This window comes from Mesorhizobium sp. P160219, from assembly GCF_057786095.1.
Map to the genome: position 1 here is coordinate 6,081,659 of NZ_JBYNWG010000001.1, position 16,929 is coordinate 6,098,587.

Here is a 16,929-nt window from a genome sequence, read left to right on the forward strand (position 1 = left end):
GTGAGGAATGGACGCGCAGCGGACAGGGGAAGAAAACGCAGCGCCGACGTTGCGAGAAGACGATCGAGACGGAGTGAAACGAAGACGGTCTTCGGTCAGACCCAATCCATTCGAGGACGCCTTGGGCGTGGCCTGGAAAGAATACCCGGAAGGAACGCCACATTGGCTAAGATCAGTCAGGGCCATTGTAGCTTGCGCCCTGCGCTTCTGAATTTCGGCCACAGACCTTCCTCACGCGCCAGGGCGGTGTTGGTCCTACTCCTAACCGGTGAAGAAGGGACGTCCGATTTCCCTAATCTTTGGGCTGAATCGTCATCGCGTTCAGGGCGGCTCCGAAGGCGACCAATTGATTGCTGAGGGCAGCACTTCTAAGCCGACAGATGCCGACGATTTCCTATAGATGCGCCACACCTGATCCTCCACCGCATGGCCGAATGTTCCCGCTGCGGTCACGCCGACGCGCGGTGAGGCATTGCTGGAAGGTCGGATTCACGCCGGGCGTCTGACGCCGAGGTGATGCGCTGCGTGACTTTCCCGATAAGAGTGGTGGAAATTCCCGGTTCGACCATTGGTTTGGAGGTGCATCCCGAGCATCTGCCGAAGCGCTTGATGATCCACAAGCCGATGAAGATCGACGGCAAGGTCGTCTGGCACACAGAGAGATTTCGAGGATAGGACATGGCCAGGTCGAAAGGTTCGCAGCAATTATCACAGGCTGAAATTGAGCGCTTTGCGACGGCAGCGGAGGCACTGCACTTAAGTATCATCAGCCGTTTATATCGCCCCATAGCGACGACTACCGGCAGACGCGCGTCCTGCATGAGGTGCTGTTGAAAGCCGTGCGGGAAGTCACCGGGAAGGAAGTGGCGTTCATCCAGTGGAACGGGACAGGGCCGTCCAAGCCGTAGCGTGGCTCTAGCCGTTTTCGCAGCCGATCCCATCGCCGTCGCGGTCCAGATCATAGATATCCCTGCCGACAACAGTGACCGGGCCGCGTACATAGGCGGACCATTGCCCTTTCCGGAGGAGCAATCGACGTCGCTGGCGATTGGAACGCAGGCTCCCGCGTAGTTTGGGTCGCACGCGTCTTCGGCATGAGCGCAGCCGATGAAAGATGCCACACCAAAAGCGACCGCGCCTACACGACGGGAAGCCGCCGGCTGGATCCTTATCCGAATCAGCGCTGTATCTCAGTCGTCTATCTCTTCGCCTTCATCGTCTTCGTCCGAACCGCGAGACGGGTCTTCGACGAAGGTTTGGCAACCCTCATTAAATGATTGGCTGTTTGAGCTGCAGTCGCTGTCGTTGGAAATCTGATTTTGCTCAGCCCAGTCGTAGCCAGCTTTATGCCCGGAACAATCTTCGGTGCAGTCATTTCCTCCGAAAGTCCCCTGCGCATGACATGGCGTGGCTGATGCCGCCGCAAGCATCAATGTGCCCAAGTGGAACAGCCTTCGAATTCTCATCTGCGCCCCCCCATGGTGAGCAACGCTGCTATCCAGGCGCCGCGAATATGCCTACTCGCACGAACCCAAATCACGCAATTTGGTCCTGATATCAGTGGCAGTGATACTCGCCAGTCTTGTGGTTGGTATGGCACCCATTGGCATCGGTGCCGCCGCCGTGTGCGAAGGTATCCACCGAAAATGCCAACATGGTCAAAGCCGCCATGGCGGCAAGAATTGTGGATTTCATATCGCCCTCCCAAGATAATTCGGACAGAAGAGCACTATCGTGGAGTTAGCACAACTGGCTGATTGCAAATTACCTACTGGTTAAGTGCCGATGTTCAATATCCAATATTGCTCCCGCGCATCAAGATCGGCCGATGAAATGGCGAGCGACGGACTTAGACGCCCAATTGCGCGGCCATCTTTTGCGTGGCCGCCGTTGTCCGGTCAATGCCGCTGGTGATCGACAGCAGATGTCGTTTCGTCGAAAGAAATTCGGAGTCGCTGCAATCGGCCACAGCGCGCTTGAACAGGGCTCGCATGGCGATGAGCGCGACCTCGCCGTTACCAGATCACAGACCAGCGAGGCATCTGTCGGCGCAAGTTGATTTGCGACGGCCTTTCGGATCGCAAAGCTTCGCGAACTCGGCTTTCTCAAAGCGGGTCAACGGCGCGGCGGCGGAAAATCAGGGGATTTGGGATTGGTCTTGGCCATGACTTCTGTACACGATTCAAAAATCATTCTTCGCCGCAAAAAATTGCCGCATGCCGCATCTGTGGTCGTTCGTCGACACGCAACCGACATGTCCCTCCGTCGCGCAGTCGCTGTGGTAATGGGGGTGCCACCGCCCCGGCGGTCACAACGGCCTGTGGCGAGTGTCGATCAGCCTGGCTGACTCATAGCAGCCCGAATGCCATTGCGGTGAGAAAGGCCACCACTAGCACCACCAGGACCCCAATAATCAGCCAGACGGCGCTCTTGGCGTCCATTTAGACCCTCAACTGTCGGTTCCATTGATCACATAGCGCGACGCGAAGACGCTCACCAGTCACTGTGACTCCAGCGGATACGCGTCCTGGGCGAACTGACGGGCGTTTGTGGATAGGGACTACTGTGGGAGCGTGGGTTCGAAAAGTGGGAATATTCGCGCGCAAAAGGCCGGCCGGCTTACCGGCCTGTCGCGCGGTCAGTCTCAACTGGTTGCCGGCTTGGATGTAGGCGGCTCACGGCGAGCGAGCAGCTTGTCGATCCGCCTTCCATCCATATCGAGGATCTCGAAGCGCCAGCCCTCGTAGTCAAAGTGCTCACCGGCTTCCGGCAAGTGCCCAAGGCTTGACAAGGCGAACCCAGCGATCGTGTGAAAATCCCCTTCGGCAGACCCCGATCGGAATCCTAGGCGAGCGAACGCATCGTGCGCCAGCATCATTCCGTCGATGAGCAAGGACCCGTCATCGCGCTCGATGACATCAGGGTCCTCATTGTCCAGGTCAGGAAGGTCGCCTGCGATGGCTTCGAGCAGATCGGTCTGGGTGACGATCCCCTCCAGAGCGCCATATTCGTCGATGACGATCGCCAGACGCACCGGCGTCCGCTTGAACTGATCGAGTACACGGAAAATCGGCGTTGCCTCGTGAACGATCAAAGGTTCTCGGATGACCGCCATCGGGTCAAGCGTTTTGCCGTCGAGCACCTGGTCGAGAAGGTCCTTCTTCAGAATCATGCCAAGCGGTTCGTCTATCCCCCCACGGCCGACCAGAAGCTGCTCATGGCGACATTGCCGGATGGTGCGCAGAATCTCGTCAGGGATGTCGTCGGTATCGATCCAGTCGATATCGCGTCGCGGTGTCATGATGTCGGCAATGCGCCGATCGCCGATGTTGAAGACACGCTCGACCAGTTCCTGTTGCGTCTGATGAAGGAGCCCTGCCTCCTGGCTTGCCGCCACGAGCAGCTTCAGCTCTTCGGGCGAATGCAAGGACTCCTCGCCTGTGCCCGGACGCAGACCGCACAGACGCAGCACCAGATTGCCGAGACCGTTGAGAACAAGAATCGCCGGCCTGAGCAGGAACAGGAACAGACCGAGAGGGCGGACGACCCGAAGTGCCGTGCTCTCGCTGCGCTGGAGCGCCAGACTTTTCGGCGCTAGTTCACCCAGGACAATGTGTAGCGCGGTTATGATGATGAAGGCGATTGCGACGGCAATGGTGTGCGAAGCTGCCGTGGCCAGCGACCCCATCACTCCCAAGAGGAGTGGCTCGATCAGATGAGCGAGTGCAGGCTCGCCGACCCAACCGAGCGCCAGCGATGAGATGGTGATGCCGAGCTGAGTTGCTGCAAGGTTCGCATCGAGATTCACCAAAGCCCGTTGAAGGAGGCTGGCGTTCGAGCGTCCAGCTGTAGCCAATTCGTCGACGCGGCTTCGTCTAACCGCGACCAGCGCAAATTCGGCGGCGACAAAGAAACCGTTGGCGCCTACGAGTAGGAGAACCAACAGAATTCCAAGAATGTCGCGTAGACTACCATCGTCCGCAGGCATGATATCCTCTTTATGAAACAGCCACTCTCATCTCTCAAGCGCGTATGCCGTCGTGAAACCGCCGTTGGCCATCATTGCGGAGCGATCACCGCAGCTCCGCCTCTGACAATCAGGGGCAAGATAGCCAAATCCGCGCTGAGTATCCTACCCCCGCAAAAAATCCGCCGGCGCGAACCGGCGGGCCAGAAATCGGATAGAAAAAGAACCGGTCATGCCGGCCGAACTAAATGTGGCGTCTGGGTAGTCGAAGTCAATGGACCCGCCGCGTAGAGATCGCCTTTGATCCAGTGATTTAGCAATATCACCGCGATGCCGGCGAGGATCGCCAGCGCTATCATCCAAATGATCTTCTGACGGTCGCTCAATGTTCTAAACCCAAACCCGAACCACGCGTGCCGGCACTTAATGGCACGACGTCGTTAATTGCAATGTGATCCCTATGAGAATCGCTGTGGCCTTGGCGGTCGGTCAAACTATCTCATTTCGACGAGATTTGCCAGACAGCCACGCCAGTAAGAATAAGGCCGGCGGTACCTTCGATAGTTCGCGATATCACATCGAACAGGCGCGGCCGACGGTCGAAGAAATGCACCAGCCGTTCCCGAAACAGGATCGACAGAACTGCCACGCAAGACAACGTCAGTGCCACGCCGGCCATCATGGTGATTGCAAAGAGTATGCCCGCGACCGGAACACCTCTTGAGATCGCGAAGGTCATCGCGAAGAGCGTCAATGGACATGGGATCAGGCCGGCCATGACGCCCACAACCTCGCCTTCATGCTGATGGTGATGACCGTGGCTGAGCGCCCGCCAAAGCATCCACAGACCAATTAACCCGAGCAGGCCACGACTGACATCCTCCAAAAGCGGCGCCCGGCCGACGCTGCCCAGCGCAATCGAGACCAATGGCAACGAGAGGGCTGCAATCACAACGGCAATCGTGACATGGGTGAAGGAGAGTGTCAGCGACACCAGTAGGCCGCGACGGATGCTGGCATCCGATCCGGCCAAATAGGTAGCCAGCACGGCTTTGCTGTGTCCGGGTGTCAAAGCATGCGCAGCTCCGAACAGGACACCCATCGGCAGGAAGGCAGTGAACGCCAGCCAGTCGCCCCCGGCTGACAGCAATTTGATCTGTTCGGCGAGCGCCAAGTATATCGTGCGTTGAAACTCGACCAGGGTTTGGAAAAACACGTTCTATCCGTTCCGCCGCTTCAACCGCACGTCAATTCAAGGCGTGTCGCGAATATCTTGCCGAGATCGGTTCCGGTCGGATCGCTGAAGAAGGCATCCGTCAATTTCGTCTGATTCTGTGCGATTGCGGTATTCGGATCGGGGCGGACGACTGCCCTCGTGCAATCTTTCGGTAGGCCAGCCACGGCGATCTTATCGTCATCGGTGAAATCGATCGCGGTGTAGAAGGTCGGATCGTAGACGCCGATGCTCACCTTGCCGGCGAGCGCCAACGTGTCTTTCGGCTGCGTCTCGAATTGGATGACGAGTTGATTGTTCTCGTAGCTAGTGACCAGCCTCGCCGGCGGCGTCATCGCCACGTCCTTGCCTTCCACAGTGACCATTTGGAAATAATTGTATTCTTCCAGTGAGGCATGGATGGTGAGGGCGGCGGCGTCGAGTTCTTCGGCGTCCAGAGTAAGGTCGGAATTCTTGTCGAACTCCATCAGCACCGTCGAGGAGAAGAGCTCGTCGAACCGCCAGAGATGCTTGAGCGACTTGACCGACTTGTCAGCGCCAACCGTTAGGTCCAAACGGGCTTCCGCGAAGACATGAGGATGAGCGCCGACCGCGACGGTGGAGGCGAGCAGGAGCGCCATGCCAAAAATCGTGCTGGTCAGTCGCATTTGCGCTCGCTTTCTCGTCATTGCGCGCCAACCGAGTGATCTGGCAGCGCAAGCAGGCTAAATTGGGACGCGGCCCGCGAAGCCTTTTCAATCATCGACGATCGAACTTGCTATGATGGCGTTCGCTGTGCTCCGAACGGCTGGCGACGTCAAATGCACGAGCTGCTTGCGATTGCCCGCGATCAGTATGAACAGCCGGGAAACCTGCCTGCCCTTCCTCTCCTCGCCGATTTTTTCGGCGTCGGTGCGGTGGAAGAACCGTTTTTCAAACTCGGCGCGGTCGACATCGAAAAGCTTGAGCGAGCAGGTCTGGACGGACCTGCCGTCCATGGTAGCCCTGGTCACCGCGACCATCGTTCCGGCCGGAAGGTCGTCGCCGGTGACCTGCCATCCGCGGAACGCCTTCATGGCATCCACAGGAGCAAGTGCCGCGCCGTCGACGAGCGGCGTCCATCCGCGCGTCTTTGCCAATGTCGCGGTTCGCTCGAAGTCGGGGCCGTGCGCCAGGCATGTCGCGTGGAAGGCATCCAGCGCCCGGTCGACGCCATCGGCATGCGCAAGCGGTGATGCCAACCATGCGGCCGCAAGCGTCAAGGACAAGTAGGTCTTGGGCATTCGGTAGACTCGCGTATCGAAGCAGGCCGGGATAGCCAATCGGCAAGATAGCGCCGCGGCGGCTACGCACGCAATGCAGCGCGGCCCGCGACTACCGGCCCGCGCGTGTTCCTGGCGGCGGCGCGCCCGGTCCGGTCGCCGCGGCATGCCGCGCTCAGGCAGGCAGGATCTTGTCCGTGGTCGCGCGCACATAATCGAGGTTCATGGTCCCGACGGCGCCGGTATCGTCGACCCTGAAGCCTGTCTCGACCAGTAGAGTTCCGACCGCATTCATGTCGATATGCCCGTGCCGATGGAGCCTCGGCAATCTGGATTCGTGCAGCGGCCTTCCGAAGTCGATCAGCAGCAGTCGGCCTCCCGGCTTCAGAACCCGCTCCGCTTCACGGAAGAAGGTCGATCGGTCGGGTTTCGGCAGGTGATGCAGCATGAGCGTACCGATCACGATGTCGAATTGGCCATCCTCGAAGGGAAGTTCCTGGGCCGTCGCCTGGACGAAGGTAAGATCAACGCCGGCTCGCGTAGCCTTGACGCGCGCCCTCTCGACCATTTCGACCGATGCGTCGACGCCCGTGACGCGTCCGACCGCTCCGACCAACCGTCTCGCGGCTATGGCAAGCGTGCCCGTACCGCAGGCGACATCGAGCATCGCCTCGCCGGGCTGGAGCCTTGCCAGACGCAGCATGAATTCACGGAACCGGTCCTCGCGGCCCCAAGTCAGGACGCGCGCAAGCAGGTCATAGCCGACCGCCCTATGCAGGACGATGCCGATGCCCCTTTCGCCGGCGCCATGCGCGCCGGCAGTCCGCATGTGATGGAAGCCGCCCCAGAGTGCGAATGCCGCGACCGCAGCGAGGATGAGGCCGTGGACTGCAGCCGTCCAAGCACCGGCATTGAGATAGCCGTCCCCGAAATGAAGCATTAGTAGAAAACCGCTGACCAGCGACAGTTTGACGAGCACGGCAAGCATAATAACACCCTTTCGCGAATGCTGTCCGTTTCCAGCCCGATGACCAAATTGGTGCATTTCCTTTTGCCTCCTCGTCCGTTTCCGGAGTGCTCAAGGCATTCTTGAGCTTCTGGACTCGGCGTATCATACTGGACAGATTGTCCATTAGCGCTGTTGCTGGACAACGGACCGCTGAACGTCCCAAACCGCACGGTGGAAAGAGCAATGACCATTAAAATCGAGCGGCCCGACGACAGGGGTACGATCGACCGTCGTGTCGCGCGCACGCGCGCCATGCTGCAGGACGCGCTGATTGCTCTGATCCCAGAGTGCGGCTATGCGGCTCTCACCGTGGAAGACATCTGCCAGAAAGCTGATGTCGGCAGGTCGACCTTCTATACGCACTATGCCGGCAAGGACGAATTGCGCAGCGCGGCCCTTGAGGCGCATCTGCTGTCGCTGAGCAGGCGCGTGTCGGCAGACGAAAAGACAGGCAATCGCCTGTTCGAATTCAGCCTGCCGATGTTCGAGCACGCGCGGGCGTTCCGGTCGCTTCACAAAGCGCTACTTGCGAGCAGCGGCGACACGATCCACGATCAATTGCGTGAACGCATACGGCGCGCAGTGCGAACCGAACTGTCTGGCAAGCGGATCGGCGACGCGGGCGTGCCGCTGGAATTCGTCGTCCAGTTCATATCGGGAGCCTTTCTCTCGGTGCTTGCCTGGTGGATCGCCGAGGACTCCAGCCTATCGCCGGCCCAGGTCGACGACCTGTTCCAGCGGATGGCGGGTTCAGCTCTTCCGGGGCGGTCACCCTAGCAAGACCTTCCAAATCCAGATCTCGCGCCGGTTGAGGCTAACGTTCCTCGGGCGGCCGAATCTTGCGAAACGTCATGAGCAAAGGATTTCGTAGATGGTGTTCAAGCCACCGGCGACGAGAATTGGTCAGCCGAAACCGGAAACGGCAAGCAGGGGTCCGGCGACCATCGGACTGACCGCCGAACCGCGTTCGGCCAGAGCCCCCGGACCGCCAATCTTCGTCGATTCAAAATCGCATGGCAACGAGTCGAGCTATTTCGGCCGGCGCTTGATCGGGGATGGCAAAGACCGAGCTGACGTTGATCTCACAAAGCACATACGTGTCTTCACCTGACACAGTCCGTGGTCCGTAGAGAAAATCGGCATCCCAAATGATCGGCAGCGACCTGGCATCGACGCCTAGCACAGCCATCATTTGCGGCGTCCACCCGGTTTCCATATTGGTCCGCAGCGACTGAAACGGTTCGGCCGTGGCGGGATGCATTATCCGCGGCCCTGGTTGCGCAGCCTCGGAATCTGGCCCTTCAGGAGGTGGCGGGATTAGGGCCTTGATGAACTGGTGGCCAAAGCCGACCACCTTGTCGGCGCCCATGTAACAGCGGATCATCCCGTCGGGTAAACGCGGTTGGAATGGCTGATCCACGATGCAGCCATCGGGTGTCAAATACACCTCGCAGCGCGCCATGAAATCCGGCAGTGCGAGTTCTTCCGGCGTACTGCCGCGTCGCGCGTGCAGCACCCGAACCGCCGGCTCTCCGCCAGGAAGCGAACCGATCAGCTCGACCTTCCATACTCCCTGGCCGCCATTGCCGCGGTTCTGCTTCAGCACCCGTGGACCGGCCGTTCGAAGCCGCTCCGGAAACGCCTCGCGAAAAGCCTCGGCGGAGCCGTAGAGGTAAGTATCGGTTCCCCATCCGAGATGCTTCGTACGGTGCAGAACTTCCTTCACGCCCATTTTCAGGATCACGTCTGGATGTGCACTCACCCAGGGGCCGCGTGCCGCCACGTCGCGCAGCAGCGGGTCAAGCACCGCACGGGTTTTTCCCTCGTGCAAGGGATCGACCCAGACCAGCACGCCGTCCGTCGCCAGGAGCTGGGTCCGAACCTCCTCGGCAAACTCTTCGTCATAAACGGCCGGTTCGGCGTGAACACCGATCGCAGCGAGTTCCTCGAACACGCGATGAAACCGGTTGTTCTGCGGTGTCGCCGTGCGACGCGCCTCCCGGTCACCGCGCCAGACCAAAGCCACTCGCCTCGTGCCCATTATACCTCGCCTCCTACTTGCTCGCCCATCAGGCAGCCCCGATACGAAATAGACTGCGATGCTCGCATCCGAGCAGAAAGATCGCCCTAGACCGAGCCCGCCGCGACGCCGAAAAGCACGCCCAGGATCGAACATGCCGCTAGCATCGGGATCACGCCGACCTTGAAGCGGAATACCGCCAGCATCGCACCGAGGGTCAGTACGAGAGACGGAATGTTGAGGGAACCGAGGACTGGCACGTCGAGCCTCATGCCCAGCAAGCCGATCTCATGCAAATCGCGAAACAGGACATGAAGCGCGAACCACACCGCGAGGTTCAGGATCACTCCAACCACCGCTGCCGTGATGGTCGACAGTGCGGCTGACAGGGCCTTGTTGCTGCGCATCGTCTCTATGTACGGCGCGCCGAGAAATATCCACAGGAAGCACGGGACGAAGGTCACCCACGTCGTCAGAAGGCCGCCGAGCGTTCCAGCGACCAACGCGTTAAGAACCCCCGGCTCCCGGAATGCTCCCATGAAACCAACGAATTGAGTGACCATGATCAGCGGACCCGGCGTTGTTTCGGCCATGCCGAGGCCATCCAGCATTTCTCCAGGCTTCAGCCAGCCATAGTGCTCGACTCCTTGCTGGGCGACATAGGCAAGCACCGCATAGGCCCCGCCGAACGTCACCACCGCCATCTTGGAAAAGAAGATGGCGATGTCGGTGAAGACATTGCCTTGCCCAAGAAACAGCAACAAGAAAAGGACCGGAACGAACCATAGCAGCAGAAACACCGCCGCAATCTTCAGCGACCATTCGATGGATGGCCGGGCATGCGCCGGCATCCCTTCGCCAAGCGCCGAGTCGACATCATCGACCTGCTTGCCACCAAGCTTGCCATGTCCATTGCCTGGCTGGAATGCGGCCCAACCCATCTTGCCCCCGACGTAGCCGATCACGGCCGCAACCAGGATGACCAGCGGGAACGGTGCATGGAAGAAGAACAGGGCGATGAAGGCTGCCGCAGCGAGGCCGACCATCACATTGTTCCTGAGCGCCCTCCTGCCGATCCGCAGGACCGCTTCGAGCACGATGGCCAGAACCGCCGCCTTCAGGCCGAAGAAGAGCGCCTGGATAGCGCCAACGTTGCCGAAGATGGCGTAGATCCAGCTCAGGACCATGATGGCGACCGCGCCTGGCAGCACGAACAGGATTCCCGCGACGAGGCCGCCTTTGGTCTTGTGCATGAGCCAGCCAATATAGATGGCCAATTGCTGCGCCTCCGGACCGGGCAGCAGCGTGCAGTAGTTGAGCGCATGCAGGAATCTCGTCTCGCCGATCCAGCGCTTTTCCTCAACGACGATCCGATGCATCATGGCGATCTGGCCGGCCGGGCCGCCGAAGCTGAGCATTGCAACGCGGGCCCATACTCGCATGGCGTCCGCAAACGAAATGTCATGGTCGTGGGTTTCGGCCAGAGATGGCGGCGTCGTGACGGACTGCTCCAGATTGGCCATAGTTTGAGTCCCTGCGGTCATCCGCGTTTCTTGCGGAAATACTGATAGAGGTTGTCGAAGACAGGAGCGCCCTGCGCGATCCGCTGTTCGTCGCTCTCGTTCGCCATGGCGATGCCTGCAATCAGACTGGCAATCCCAGTCGCCTCCTCGCGACCGAACTTGTTGTCCTTGAGGTCGATGTCATGGACGATCTCGGCGATGGCCTGGAGTGCCGGATCATTGATGCCGGCGCGGGTAAGCAGAACTTCGAAGCTGCAGCGATCGCCCTCATGGGTGATTTCGCCTTCGAACATGTCGAAGCGCAATTCCCCCTCCTTTGGCACGTATCCCTTGCCCGCTACGAAGCGGATGATCGCGTCAGCATCGATGAACCGGCGGATCAGCCAACTGCAGGCGATGCGGTCGACATGCACGTCCCGGCGCGTGACCCAGATTCGGCCCTTGAGCTCGCTCGGCTCGGCGGCCTTCTTCGGTTCCTTGGTCATGGCCTTGTCCTCTGTAAGCTGTGTTTCAAGTTCGGCGATCAGTCCCTCGATCGTGAGGCGACCGCTGGCACCAAAAAAGTCGATCATCACCACTTCAGTGAGCCGCTTGCGCAAGCGACCAAGTTGCGGACGCGCTTCTGCGTGTTTTTCCGATGTCGCGTCGGCCCCAATCGCTGCAGCCAGCTCGCGCGCTTCCCCAGCGATCTCCGCATAGTCGGCATCACGGGCCGCGTCGAACATCGCCCGCACCTGCGCGTCCGACAGACCGTCGACAAGGCGCGCCTCGCAAATCATGGCCTCGCCGCCGCCGGCGACGATCTCCTTCAGAAGCCATTCGAAATCCTCCTGCATCTCGGCATTCGCCGGCAGGGCGTAAACGGTGCTTTTGACTGCGACCGCGCCGATGCCTTGCAACCGTCGCCAGATCTTCACCCGGAAATAGGCGGGCTTGCTTGGCAGCTGATAAATCAGGAGCAGCCAGCGCTGCTCCTGCGATTGCCCCTCACTCATAAGTGAACCGTATCATGGACTGAATTAGATGCAACACTTGTATCATGACTCATGCGCAAACCATACTAAATGGCCAAAATCCGCAGAGACACCATACTTCAATGCGGGCGAAGCTCATCGTCGGTTGTCGAAGCGCCCCAGCGCACTTCCGGGCGAAGAAAGAAAGCTCATGTGGCGCCCCTCGAACGTCGTCCGGCAGGAATGGAGGCCCCGGAAGTAGTGGCGACGGCACCTTCGTGTACACAGTTACGGACAATCGCATCACACGCCTCGCCATCAAGGCTGGTGTCACCGACAACGGTCGCGTCGAGGTGACCGCGGGCCTTTCGGAAGCGACATCGGTGGTGGCAACCACCCAAGGCGTGCCGCCCCTGAGGACTGCGGTTCAGCCGCAGATGGTTCGCTCCTCGTCCTTGGTGGAATACCCGGCGCAGCTGGGATCGATCCCCTCTCGCCCATAAGTGACCGGTATCAAACGTCTGAGCAAGATGCAACACTTGTATCATTTCTCGTTTGGGCATAACGTGCGCCTGCTCACGGATGGCCGTGCCGCCGAGCGAGGAAATCCAATGCCGCACCAGATCATGCCGCTGCCGTTCAAGCCGCCCAGGCTCGTCGGACTGTCCGAACGCCTGCTGGCCAGCCATTATGAAAACAATTACGGCGGTGCGGTTCGCCGCCTCAACGCTATCGAACAGCGGCTCGATGAACTCGACTGGGGCGCAGCACCCGTCTTCGACATCAACGGGTTGAAGCGCGAAGAGCTGGTCGCGGCAAATTCGGCGATCCTGCACGAGATCTATTTCGATGGGCTCGGTGGTTCCGGCGATGCCGGAGGCGATCTTGCCGCAGCACTGGAGCGCGACTTCGGCAGCGTGGCGGCATGGCGCGCCAAGTTCATGGCTTGTGCTAAGGCGCAGGCCGGAGGCTCGGGATGGACGCTGCTGACCTGGTCGGAGCGCCGCGATCGGCTGACGATTCAATGGGCGGCGGATCACACCAATTGTCTCGCCGGCGGCATGCCGATCCTCGCGCTCGACATGTACGAACATGCCTACCACCTCGATTTTGGCGCCAAGGCTGGCGCCTATGTCGACGCGTTCATGAAGAACATCCATTGGGAGCGGGTTGCCGCCCGCCACCGGCGGGCTGTCGCGCAGCGCGATCCTTCAACAGGACCTGCATCGGACAATAAGGTTCCAACTGTTGCGCCAGAGGAACTGCGGGCCCGACTCGACCAGGGCGAAGATCTGGTCGTGCTCGACGTCTGCCTGGCCGACGATCTGGCAAAACGCAGCGATATGCTGCCGGGCGCCAAGCTCCGCGCTCCCGAGACCATTGCCGATTGGGCCGATGAACTGCCGAGGGACAGGCCTGTCATCGTCTATTGCGTCTACGGCTTCCAGGTCAGCGGCGACGCAGTCGCCGAACTGCGTCGCCGCGGCGTCGATGCAACGGCGCTCTCAGGCGGCATCGCCGCCTGGCACGCCATCGGCGCGCCAACCGTCCCTCTGGTGATGAGCGAAGAAAGGATTGCGTCATGAAATGGGTTACCCGTGAACGCCCGGTCATCGACCGCATCGCCTGCCCCTGGCTGATTGCACGCTTCATCGACAAGGAACCTGATTTCCTGTTCGCGGCACCTGATCAGGTGATCCGTGTTGCCCAGGAAGCGGGCGCGACACCCTACGACGTGCCCGGCGTCGAATTCACCCATGTCGGCGACGGTTGCAGCTTCGACACCTTCGTCTCGAAATTCGGCCTCGATCGCGACCCGGCGATCGTGACCATTGCCGCGATCGTGCGCGGCGCCGACACGGATCGGCACGATCTCACGCCACAGTCTGCAGGACTGCTCGCGATCTCCATGGGGCTGCGGGACGTGACGCCCGACGACCACGAGATCCTGAAGCACGGCTTCGTCATTTACGATGCGCTTTATGCCTGGGCCTCACGACGCAAGGCGGAGACCCATAGCTGGCCACCCGTCACGAAGCCGGCGGCGGCCTGAAGTAGCGGGCAACGAGGGCAGATCAAGTCGGCACTCAAATCACCGGCCGCCGCTCGCCGTCGGCCAGGTGGCAGGCCGCGACCCCGCCATGCGGCACCGAGCGCAACATCGGCTCCTCGGTCCGGCAGACATCGATCGCCACAGGACAGCGGGTGTTGAAGCGGCATCCCGGTGGCGGCGCGCTGGGGCTTGGAGGGTCGCCCGCGAGGATGATTCGGCGACGGCCGGCCTCGATACGAGGATCCGGCGAAGGAACCGCCGAAAGCAGTGCCTGGCTGTAGGGATGGGCCGGCTCGCGAAACAGCGGCCGCGTCACGCCGGCTTCCGCGATGCGGCCAAGATACATCACCGTCACGTTTGAGCAGACCTCGCGCACGATCGCCAGGTCATGCGCAACGATGACGATGGTAAGGCCAAGCTGTTTCTGCAATGATGTGAACAGGTTGACGATCTGCGCCCGGATCGAAACGTCAAGCGCGCTGAGCGGTTCGTCGCAAACCAGGATCGATGGCTTCAGCGCAAGCGCGCGAGCGATCGAAACGCGCTGGCGCTGGCCGCCGGAAAGCGAACGCGGCAGGCGGTCGAGCACGGTCGCTGGCAGCGCCACCAGATCCAGCAGCTCGCCAATACGGCGCCGGCGCTCGGCCGGAGATCCGAGGCGATGGATCTGCAGCGGCTCTTCCAGCGTCTGGTAGACGGTCTGGCGACGGCTCATCGAGCCCAGCGGATCCTGGAAGACGAACTGGACCTCGCGGCTGAACGATTTGCGGTCCGACTTCAGCCACTGGGCGCGATCCCGCCCCGAGATCAGCACCGTACCCTCAGTCTCCTTCTGCAGGCCGACGACGCTGCGAGCCAGCGTGGTCTTGCCACAACCGGATTCGCCAACGATGCCATGGAAGGCACCACGCGGAATGGTCAGGTCGATGCCGTCGACCGCCCGCACGGCGCCTGTTCCGGAGCGGTTGGCGAAATGGACCTTCAGGCCCTTGACCTCAATCGCCGCAATGTCAGCCATGGATTGCTATCCCTTCCCGCCTCAGCACCACCGGGCATCCCACCTTGTGCGGCGTCCCGCCCGTCGAGATCGTCTGGAGCGGCGGCCGATGCACGCGGCATTCGGGCTCAACCAGTTCGCAGCGGGCAGCGAAACGGCAGCCCGGCTCCAGCCTGATCTGGTTCGGCGGCAAACCTGGTATTTCCTTGGTCGCGGCGCGTTCGTCGGCGCGGAAATCCGGTACAGAGGCAAGCAGCCCGCGTGTATAGGGATGCGTCGGCCGCGTCAGCACATCCATCGCGGTCCCCTCCTCCGCCACCTGCCCGGCATAGAGCACCATGACCCGGTCCGCGACCGAGGCGACGACGCCGATGTCGTGCGTGATCAGCACGACCGCGATGCCTTCCTCGCGCTGGATCTGGCGGATGAGCTCCAGGATCTGCGCCTGCACCGTGGCGTCCAGCGCAGTGGTCGGCTCGTCGGCGATCAGCACGCGCGGCCGGCTTGCCAGGGCCAGTGCGATCATGGCGCGCTGCAGCATGCCGCCAGACATTTCATGCGGATAGCGATCGTAGCGGTCTTCCGGGTCAGGGATGCCGGTGCGGGCGAGCAGCGAGACCGCTTCCTTGCGGGCATCCGCATGCGAGAGATTGGCAAAGCGGCGCGCCTGGCGCGCCAGTTGCGGTCCGATCTTCAGCATCGGGTTCAGCGCGCTCATCGGGTCCTGGAAAATGACGCCGAAATAGCGGCCGCGAAGGTCAGACAAGCGCCTGGACTCCATTCCGACCAGTTCGCTCGCTTCGGCTCGGGCCGATCCCTTGATGTCGACGGTGACGCCCTCGGGCAGCAGGCCGAGCGGCCCAAGCGTCATGACGGTCTTGCCCGAACCGCTCTCGCCGACGACGGCGACTGTCTCGCCGGGACGGACGTTGAACGACACCCCATCGACCGCGCGCACGGAAACGGTCGTGGCGTAGAGATCAATGACCATGTTTTCTATGGAGTAGATCGGCTCGTCGCTCATGGCGCGGCTGTTCCCGTTTCGACGGCGTTCCGCTCCGCTTCCTCAACGGCGCGCGCCTTGCGACGCTTGCGCAGCAAACCGCCGCGCACCGGCCTCGGCACCTTTTGCAACGCGAAGGTCTCGCCCAGCAGATTGAAGCTGACCACCACCAAAGTGAGCGCAAGGCCCGGAAGGACGACCAGCCTCGGGTATTCCTCAATGTAGCTCATGCCGTCGACCAGCATCTGGCCCCATTCCGGCGCCGGCGGCGCGACGCCCAGGCCGAGGAAGCTCAGCGTCGCGATGGCCAGGACAAGGGCGCCAGCATCGGCGCTGGCATAGACCACGACGAGGGCCAGGACATGCGGCAGGATATGGCGCACAAAGATCCACAGATGGCTGGCGCCCATCACCCTTGCCGCTTCGATATAGGGCTGTTGCAATTCGGCGGTGACCACGGCGCGGCTCATGCGGGCATAGTTCGCCCACCACGCCAGCGTCAGCGCCGTGATCATCGACCAGTAGCCGGTGCCGAGAATGCCGATCAGCGCCAGCGCGATCACCAAGCTTGGCAGCGCCAGCGCGATGTCGATGAGGCTGATCAACACCAGCTCGACGCGCCCGCCGACATAACCGGCGAACGAACCGATGCTGACGCCGATGGCAAGTGCGGCCACCAGCACGATCACCATCGCCACCAGCGATATGCGGGCGCCGCCGATGATGCGGCTCAGAATATCGCGGCCGAGATAGTCGGTGCCCAGCCAGTGAGCCCAGCTCGGTCCCGCAAGCGTGACGTCGTAGTCTTGCGCGCCGGGATCGTAAGGCATGATCGAGGGACCGAGCACACCGACCGCGACAAAGAAGACGACTGGCAGCAGCACCAGCCAGGGCCAGTCCTTCATGCTCCTGAACAAGGAAGTGTTCAT

Annotated in this window: 16 protein-coding genes and 1 pseudogene; 4 read left to right on the forward strand and 13 right to left on the reverse strand. The window is 61.2% G+C overall.

Annotated elements, in window-relative coordinates:
- The first annotated feature begins 678 nt into the window (after positions 1-678).
- Positions 679-908, forward strand: a pseudogene (locus AC3EMP_RS29475) (hypothetical protein).
- 282 nt (positions 909-1,190) lie between these two features.
- Here the strand turns inward: AC3EMP_RS29475 and AC3EMP_RS29480 are convergent.
- The 7 genes from AC3EMP_RS29480 to AC3EMP_RS29510 all read right to left on the reverse strand — a co-directional run bounded on the left by AC3EMP_RS29480 (position 1,191) and on the right by AC3EMP_RS29510 (position 7,430).
- The gene (locus AC3EMP_RS29480; RefSeq protein ID WP_245263712.1) at positions 1,191-1,442 is read right to left on the reverse strand and encodes a hypothetical protein; all 252 of its coding nucleotides are present in this window, start codon (positions 1,440-1,442) and stop codon (positions 1,191-1,193) included.
- 115 nt (positions 1,443-1,557) lie between these two features.
- Positions 1,558-1,695, reverse strand: a complete 138-nt coding sequence (locus AC3EMP_RS29485) for a YHYH domain-containing protein (protein WP_023669898.1) — start codon at positions 1,693-1,695, stop codon at positions 1,558-1,560.
- 949 nt (positions 1,696-2,644) lie between these two features.
- The gene (locus tag AC3EMP_RS29490) at positions 2,645-3,988 is read right to left on the reverse strand and encodes a hemolysin family protein (RefSeq protein ID WP_023669895.1); all 1,344 of its coding nucleotides are present in this window, start codon (positions 3,986-3,988) and stop codon (positions 2,645-2,647) included.
- A 478-nt stretch (positions 3,989-4,466) separates the two neighbouring features.
- Complete coding sequence (locus AC3EMP_RS29495) at positions 4,467-5,183, reverse strand: HoxN/HupN/NixA family nickel/cobalt transporter (protein WP_023669894.1); 717 nt, start codon at positions 5,181-5,183, stop codon at positions 4,467-4,469.
- Positions 5,184-5,203: 20 nt separating this feature from the next.
- Entirely contained in the window at positions 5,204-5,848 is a 645-nt protein-coding gene (locus AC3EMP_RS29500) for a DUF1007 family protein (RefSeq protein WP_460221597.1), read from the reverse strand.
- 87 nt (positions 5,849-5,935) lie between these two features.
- A complete protein-coding gene (locus tag AC3EMP_RS29505) occupies positions 5,936-6,463 on the reverse strand; it encodes a hypothetical protein (protein WP_023669892.1) in 528 nt (175 codons plus the stop codon).
- A gap of 154 nt (positions 6,464-6,617) precedes the next feature.
- Positions 6,618-7,430, reverse strand: coding sequence for a class I SAM-dependent methyltransferase (locus AC3EMP_RS29510; protein ID WP_050588535.1), 813 nt, complete (start codon positions 7,428-7,430; stop codon positions 6,618-6,620).
- A gap of 153 nt (positions 7,431-7,583) precedes the next feature.
- On the opposite strand from AC3EMP_RS29510, the gene AC3EMP_RS29515 reads away from it, so the two are divergent.
- Positions 7,584-8,228, forward strand: coding sequence for a TetR/AcrR family transcriptional regulator (locus AC3EMP_RS29515; RefSeq protein ID WP_023669890.1), 645 nt, complete (start codon positions 7,584-7,586; stop codon positions 8,226-8,228).
- Positions 8,229-8,454: 226 nt separating this feature from the next.
- Here the strand turns inward: AC3EMP_RS29515 and AC3EMP_RS29520 are convergent, their stop codons facing one another.
- The 3 genes from AC3EMP_RS29520 to AC3EMP_RS29530 form a co-directional block, all read right to left on the reverse strand.
- Entirely contained in the window at positions 8,455-9,492 is a 1,038-nt protein-coding gene (locus tag AC3EMP_RS29520) for a Cj0069 family protein (RefSeq protein WP_031201381.1), read from the reverse strand.
- An 86-nt stretch (positions 9,493-9,578) separates the two neighbouring features.
- Positions 9,579-10,994 carry a chromate efflux transporter gene (chrA, locus tag AC3EMP_RS29525; RefSeq protein WP_031197581.1) on the reverse strand — a complete coding sequence of 472 codons (1,416 nt, stop codon included), beginning with the start codon at positions 10,992-10,994 and terminating at the stop codon, positions 9,579-9,581.
- A 17-nt stretch (positions 10,995-11,011) separates the two neighbouring features.
- A complete protein-coding gene (locus tag AC3EMP_RS29530) occupies positions 11,012-11,989 on the reverse strand; it encodes a chromate resistance protein ChrB domain-containing protein (RefSeq protein WP_023669887.1) in 978 nt (325 codons plus the stop codon).
- Between the two features lie 569 nt (positions 11,990-12,558).
- On the opposite strand from AC3EMP_RS29530, the gene AC3EMP_RS29535 reads away from it, so the two are divergent.
- Together AC3EMP_RS29535 and AC3EMP_RS29540 are read left to right on the forward strand one after the other, a co-directional pair.
- Complete coding sequence (locus tag AC3EMP_RS29535) at positions 12,559-13,533, forward strand: Fe-Mn family superoxide dismutase (RefSeq protein ID WP_023669886.1); 975 nt, start codon at positions 12,559-12,561, stop codon at positions 13,531-13,533.
- Positions 13,530-14,000, forward strand: coding sequence for a chromate resistance protein ChrB domain-containing protein (locus AC3EMP_RS29540; RefSeq protein ID WP_023669885.1), 471 nt, complete (start codon positions 13,530-13,532; stop codon positions 13,998-14,000). Before AC3EMP_RS29535 ends, AC3EMP_RS29540 begins: the two co-directional genes overlap by 4 nt.
- Before the next feature lie 34 nt (positions 14,001-14,034).
- On the opposite strand, the gene AC3EMP_RS29545 is transcribed toward AC3EMP_RS29540, so the two are convergent.
- The 3 genes from AC3EMP_RS29545 to AC3EMP_RS29555 are packed head-to-tail and all read right to left on the reverse strand — an operon-like array spanning position 14,035 to position 16,929.
- Entirely contained in the window at positions 14,035-15,018 is a 984-nt protein-coding gene (locus AC3EMP_RS29545) for an ABC transporter ATP-binding protein (RefSeq protein ID WP_023686257.1), read from the reverse strand.
- Positions 15,011-16,021, reverse strand: a complete 1,011-nt coding sequence (locus AC3EMP_RS29550) for an ABC transporter ATP-binding protein (protein WP_023669883.1) — start codon at positions 16,019-16,021, stop codon at positions 15,011-15,013. Before AC3EMP_RS29550 ends, AC3EMP_RS29545 begins: the two co-directional genes overlap by 8 nt.
- Positions 16,018-16,929 (reverse strand): ABC transporter permease, encoded by a 912-nt coding sequence (locus tag AC3EMP_RS29555; RefSeq protein ID WP_023669882.1) that lies wholly within the window; start codon positions 16,927-16,929, stop codon positions 16,018-16,020. Before AC3EMP_RS29555 ends, AC3EMP_RS29550 begins: the two co-directional genes overlap by 4 nt.

Coding starts and splice junctions, on each gene's coding strand:
- AC3EMP_RS29485 (WP_023669898.1), bottom strand. CDS start 1,695: ATGAAATCCACAATTCTTGCCGCCATGGCGGCTTTGACCATGTTGGCA.
- AC3EMP_RS29490 (WP_023669895.1), bottom strand. CDS start 3,988: ATGCCTGCGGACGATGGTAGTCTACGCGACATTCTTGGAATTCTGTTG.
- AC3EMP_RS29500 (WP_460221597.1), bottom strand. CDS start 5,848: ATGCGACTGACCAGCACGATTTTTGGCATGGCGCTCCTGCTCGCCTCC.
- AC3EMP_RS29505 (WP_023669892.1), bottom strand. CDS start 6,463: ATGCCCAAGACCTACTTGTCCTTGACGCTTGCGGCCGCATGGTTGGCA.
- AC3EMP_RS29510 (WP_050588535.1), bottom strand. CDS start 7,430: ATGCTTGCCGTGCTCGTCAAACTGTCGCTGGTCAGCGGTTTTCTACTA.
- AC3EMP_RS29520 (WP_031201381.1), bottom strand. CDS start 9,492: ATGGGCACGAGGCGAGTGGCTTTGGTCTGGCGCGGTGACCGGGAGGCG.
- chrA (WP_031197581.1), bottom strand. CDS start 10,994: ATGGCCAATCTGGAGCAGTCCGTCACGACGCCGCCATCTCTGGCCGAA.
- AC3EMP_RS29530 (WP_023669887.1), bottom strand. CDS start 11,989: ATGAGTGAGGGGCAATCGCAGGAGCAGCGCTGGCTGCTCCTGATTTAT.
- AC3EMP_RS29535 (WP_023669886.1), top strand. CDS start 12,559: ATGCCGCACCAGATCATGCCGCTGCCGTTCAAGCCGCCCAGGCTCGTC.
- AC3EMP_RS29540 (WP_023669885.1), top strand. CDS start 13,530: ATGAAATGGGTTACCCGTGAACGCCCGGTCATCGACCGCATCGCCTGC.
- AC3EMP_RS29545 (WP_023686257.1), bottom strand. CDS start 15,018: ATGGCTGACATTGCGGCGATTGAGGTCAAGGGCCTGAAGGTCCATTTC.
- AC3EMP_RS29550 (WP_023669883.1), bottom strand. CDS start 16,021: ATGAGCGACGAGCCGATCTACTCCATAGAAAACATGGTCATTGATCTC.
- AC3EMP_RS29555 (WP_023669882.1), bottom strand. CDS start 16,929: ATGAACACTTCCTTGTTCAGGAGCATGAAGGACTGGCCCTGGCTGGTG.